A 2,984-nucleotide genomic window follows, 5' to 3' on the forward strand; every position below is an offset into this window, starting at 1 on the left:
ATCACATCACGTCTGTCAAGGCGAAGCTTCTGTTAACCTGACTTCCGAACCGTGGGCGGCGATGTAGCGCCCTTTGTACTCGTGCCGGATCTCGTCCAGGATGGCTTCCGCCTGATGGCCGGCCGCCGCCATGATGGTGTCGTCGTAGTCCAGGCTGATCATGGACAGGACGACGTCCTTGACCAGGGGATGGGCGGAGCGGATGAAGCTTTCCGAGCAGCAGGTGCATTCCAACCCGTGGAGCCAGAGCACGGGGATGCGCGGCTTGGTTTCCATCGCTTCCGCGATGCGGGCGCCGAAGGCCGGAGCCAGTCCCAGGGATGCCGCCGTCAGCGAGCAGAACTTCAGGAAACTGCGGCGACTGATCCCCTGGCGCCGGATCACGTCGTAAAAAGTTTCCACCCTCGCCATCGGCCCATTCCTTCTCGTTTTCTGCATTGGCCGGTGCGCGTGATGTCCCCATGCGGAGGACCGCCGTCGTCAGCGCGTATTCCCCTGCACGAACGAGGGCGATTTTTCCCCGCTCGCCTCATGCAGAGCTTGCTTTCCGCGGCATACCCGGCGATTCATTGGACCGGGCATCACCATACCAGCCTGGTCATAGACAATCCGTCCTGGGTCATATGCACACATTGATCTGGATCAACCACGGTCCAGCAATTTTCGATAATATCTTCGGCGTCAAGGTTGCCGACTCAGTCCAGGTTGCGTAGCGGTGATAAAACTTCTTTATTTGGGAGACTATTACATGAGGCGAACAGGTCTCGCTCTCGGCCTCGCCGGTGCAGCGCTGATGGCATTGCCGGCCGCCGCATTGGCTCATCCGGGGCATATGGAGCCGGCCGGCTTCGTGCATGGCTTCGAACATCCGCTGGGCGGGCTGGACCATCTGCTTGCCATGGTTGCCGTCGGCCTTTGGGCTGCCCAAACGGGTGGGCGCGCGCTTGTGGCACTGCCGGCGGCCTTCGTCGCCGCAATGATCCTGGGCGGCATTGCCGGCATGGCCGGCCTGCCGCTGCCGGCGGTCGAGTTCGGTATTCTCGGATCGGTGCTGGCGCTGGGCGCCCTCGTGGCGTTTCAGCCGAAGCTGTCGGTCGGCGTCTGCGTCGCGATCACGGCTGCGTTCGCGGTCTTCCACGGCTATGCCCACGGTGTCGAAATGCCCGCGGCGGCTTCTCCCTGGGCCTACGGCCTTGGCTTCACGGTGGCGACAGCGTTGCTGCATGCCGGCGGCATCGGCCTGATCGTCGCGGTGCGGCGTTTCGTCCAGGGCAATGCCGGCCGTGCGGCCGTGCGGGGCAGCGGTGCGCTGGTCGCTTTCGGCGGCGTGGCCCTGGTGCTGCTCGGGTAAGCTGAATCTTTCTGGAAGATCGAAGAAGCCCCGCTGCCGGGTCGACCGGCAGCGGGGCTTTTTTCGTTCCGAAACAAGCAGGTCCGAAAGACGGGTTTCAAGGAAACTCGACGCTGACGATCTTCCAAAAACCGGTCAGTGTCGCGAGCTGGACGCTTTCGTCGCGACCGTTGCCGGTATCGACGACGATGCCGTCCGCAGTGCGTCCGCGATAGATCGCGATCCTTCCGGTCCGTCCGCTCCTCACGAGTACGAAATCGGCCGGCCGCAACGGCTTGCTCGGGTCGATATAGATCAGGCTGCCGACCGGCAGCCAGGGACCCAGCTCCGGGTCGTGGATATAGGCGGCGAAGGCATCGACGACGCGCAGCAGCGAGGGGGGACAGTCTATCTCGGCAACGGGGGCGGTCATGTCGATGCCGGGTTCGGATCCGCGCCCGTAAACCATGAGCCTTGGGCGAACTTCCGTCTGCTGCGTGGCGGGAGGGTCGACACTGACGAACAATTCCGGCTCACGGAGGCGGTTTTCAGCTATACCCAGGTATTGAGCGAGCTTGATCCTAACATCTTCCGGCAAGAAGCGTGGCTTGCTCTGGAAAAGGTATTGATGAAAATAGCCATGGTTACGTCCACAAGCTATGCTTGCGGCCTTGAGAGTGCTCTTGGTCCTGATTAATGCAAGAACCGACTGCCGATGAACATCCGCCCCATCCATGACCATTTTCATTGCCTGCCCCCAACTGCTTCAAGCCGCAGTCATAACAAAAAGAAAATTGTCTGTGATGGGGAATCTTCGAATTTGGTAAGGATGAAATATCATTAGATATCAATGCTATCGGATGTCGTCAGACCCATTTCTGAAATAGTTATCGGATTTTAACCATTGAAGAATCATTATATATCCCACTTAGTGGGATTCAGCCGGATTTCGCGTGGATATATCTGCCGAGTCAGATTCGTGATCCGAATCCGCACACCAGATCCGCGACAAAGTTGTTCGGTCAGCCTACCATAGGACGGGCGGAATTTTGACTTTTCCGGGCTATAACCAGCGGATTAAATTGCGACTCGGAACAATCTTTTTCAGTCGCCCTTGACGCCGTTCATCCAGATGCCGACGACCTTATGCAATCGCTCGATGTCCTCCACCTCAAGGTCCACCCGCTTCTTCGACAAGGTCAGACCGTAGAAATCTCCGTCATCCGACTGGCGGAGGTAAAAAGCGAGCGGGGACCAGGTGACCCGGTTGATCACGAGGTCGTTGATCATCACGGAGCGTTCGGGATGAACGAATAGAACGATTCCGGGGAGCAGTGCCGGTGCGTTGGTCATATCGCCGATGCTGACCGCATAGGCGCTGGGAATGTCGGCGAGCTGGATCGGGCAGGGCGTCTTGCCACAGGCGCGTGCGGCTTCCTTCTGCGAGCTGAGAGACCTGCCGTCGAACAGGGGAAGATCGGTTGAGCCGGCCTTGCGTGTATCCGATGCCCGCTCCACAAAAGCGCGAAGCTTGCTTTCGGGCGTCAGCAGGTCCAGCGGCGTAATCCCGTAGACGCCGGCAAGCTTGATGACGTGGTCCGGCCGGACCGGCCGCGCTCCGGATTCGAGCTTCGACAGTTCGCTCTTGGACACT

Annotated in this window: 4 protein-coding genes; 1 reads left to right on the forward strand and 3 read right to left on the reverse strand. The window is 59.7% G+C overall.

What is annotated here, in order from left to right; genetic code table 11:
* Positions 1-15: 15 nt before the first annotated feature.
* Positions 16-411, reverse strand: coding sequence for a twin-arginine translocation signal domain-containing protein (locus tag AC5JJ6_RS06750; RefSeq protein ID WP_496041298.1), 396 nt, complete (start codon positions 409-411; stop codon positions 16-18).
* Positions 412-748: 337 nt separating this feature from the next.
* Here AC5JJ6_RS06750 and AC5JJ6_RS06755 point away from each other — a divergent pair, with 337 nt between their 5' ends.
* Entirely contained in the window at positions 749-1,351 is a 603-nt protein-coding gene (locus AC5JJ6_RS06755; RefSeq protein WP_496041299.1) for a HupE/UreJ family protein, read from the forward strand.
* 97 nt (positions 1,352-1,448) lie between these two features.
* Here the strand turns inward: AC5JJ6_RS06755 and AC5JJ6_RS06760 are convergent, their stop codons facing one another.
* The gene (locus AC5JJ6_RS06760; protein WP_496041300.1) at positions 1,449-2,078 is read right to left on the reverse strand and encodes a hypothetical protein; all 630 of its coding nucleotides are present in this window, start codon (positions 2,076-2,078) and stop codon (positions 1,449-1,451) included.
* A 356-nt stretch (positions 2,079-2,434) separates the two neighbouring features.
* Positions 2,435-2,984, reverse strand: a 550-nt coding sequence (locus AC5JJ6_RS06765; protein WP_496041301.1) for a helix-turn-helix domain-containing protein, incomplete at its 5' end; no start/stop codon positions are given.

This window comes from Skermanella sp. (genome assembly GCF_059503625.1).